Genomic DNA, 2,025 nt, shown 5'->3' with positions numbered 1-2,025 from the left:
GGCGTCGCCGCTGGTCCAGCTCATCTGGATGTTGCGAAACACCCGCTCGGGGTGCGGCATCATGGCGGTGAAACGGCCATCGGCCGTGGTCACGGCGGTCAAGCCACCCGGGCTGCCATTGGGGTTGAAGGGATAGGCTTCGGTGGCCGCGCCGTGGTGGTCCACAAACCGCATCGCGGCCAGGGCTTTCGCCGGGTCGCCCCGGTGCTTGAAATTGGCAAAACCTTCGCCATGCGCCACCGCAATCGGCAAGCGGCTGCCCGCCATGCCTTGCAGGAACAGGCTGGGCGATTCCAGCACCTCGACCATGGACAGGCGCGCCTCGTAGCGCTCGCTCTGGTTGGTGGTGAAACGCGGCCAGGCCTGGGCACCGGGGATGAGGTCGGCCAGCTCGGCAAACATCTGGCAGCCGTTGCACACGCCCAGGCCGAAGGTATCGCTGCGGCCAAAAAAGCCCTGGAACTGCTCGGCCAGCACCGGGTTGAAGGTGATGGAACGGGCCCAGCCAATACCGGCACCCAGGGTGTCGCCATAGCTGAAACCGCCACAGGCCACCGCACCCTGGAAATCGGCCAGTTTCGCGCGCCCGCTTTGCAAGTCGGTCATGTGCACGTCGTGCGCTTCAAAACCGGCTTGCGTGAAAGCGTAGGCCATTTCCACGTGGGAATTGACACCTTGTTCGCGCAAGATGGCCACCTTGGGGCGCGACAGATTGAGAAACGGCGCGGCCAGGTCTTGGCCCGGGTCGAAGCTCAGGTGCACGTGCGCGCCGGGGTCGCCAGGCAGGCCCGCTGCGGCGTGCTCGGCGTCGGCGCAGGCCGGGTTGTCGCGCTGCTGGTTGATCTTCCAGCTCACGCTGTCCCACACCTGGTGCAGATCGAACAAATCGGCGCTGAACACCGCCTTGGTGTCGCGCCAGACCTGCAGTTGGCCCTTGCCCACGCCGATCACCGCGGTTTCGGGTCGGGTGGTCCCTACAAAATGGCTGTGCTTGGACAAACCGTGTTCGCGCAGGGTTTGCATCACGGCGTTGCGCTCGGCGGTGCGCACTTGCAGCAGCACGCCCAGCTCTTCGCTGAACAAAGCCTTGAGCGTGAGTTCTTCGCGCCGCGCGCTGACCTGGCTCGCCCAGTTCTTGGCGTCGCCCGTTTCCATGCGGCTGTCCGAAATGCCGTCGCCTTCGGTCACCAGCATGTCCACATTGAGCGCCACGCCCACGTGGCCGGCAAAAGCCATTTCGGCTGCAGCCGCGAGCAGACCGCCATCGCTGCGGTCGTGGTAGGCCAGTATCTGGCCCTGGGCACGCAATGCGTTCACCGCGTCGACCAGGCGCACCAGGTCTTGCGCGTCGTCCAGATCGGGCACGTCGCCGCCGGGCTGGTTCAGCACCTGGGCCAGAATGCTGCCGCCCATGCGCTGGCGGCCCCGACCCAGATCGATCAGCACCAGGGTGGTGTCCACGGTCTCTCGGTCCAGCTGCGGGGTGAGTGTGCCGCGCACATCGGCCAGGGTGGCGAAGGCGGTCACGATCAGGCTCACCGGTGAGGTCACCTTTTTCTGGCCGCTGCCTTCGTTCCACTGCGTGCGCATGGACAGGCTGTCCTTGCCCACCGGGATCGAAATGCCCAGGGCCGGACACAACTCCATGCCCACGGCTTTCACGGTCTCGTACAAGGCCGCGTCTTCGCCCGGCTCGCCGCAGGCCGCCATCCAGTTGGCCGATAGCTTGACGCGCGGCAACTCGATGGGCGCGGCCAGCAGGTTGGTGATGGCTTCGGCCACCGCCATGCGGCCTGACGCTGCGGCGTCAAGCGAAGCCAGCGGTGTGCGCTCGCCCATGCTCATGGCTTCGCCACCAAACCCCTGGAAATCGGCCAGGGTGACGGCGCAATCGGCCACCGGCACCTGCCAGGGACCGACCATCTGGTCGCGGTGGCTCAAGCCGCCCACGGTGCGGTCGCCAATGGTGATCAGAAAGCGCTTGGACGCCACGGTGGGGTGGCTGAGCACGTCGATCACGGCTTT

1 protein-coding gene is annotated in these 2,025 nt (G+C 66.2%); it reads right to left on the bottom strand.

Going from position 1 to position 2,025, the window contains the following annotated elements; translation table 11 throughout:
- Positions 1–2,025 (bottom strand): phosphoribosylformylglycinamidine synthase (gene purL / locus ABYB95_RS22485; protein ID WP_372662246.1); only part of this gene is annotated, 2,025 nt, incomplete at both ends.

The sequence above is a fragment of the Hydrogenophaga sp. genome (genome assembly GCF_041633695.1).
Classification (GTDB): domain Bacteria; phylum Pseudomonadota; class Gammaproteobacteria; order Burkholderiales; family Burkholderiaceae_C; genus Hydrogenophaga.
Note: the sequence above shows the minus strand (reverse complement) of the source record. Positions and strands in the feature narration are given on the sequence as shown.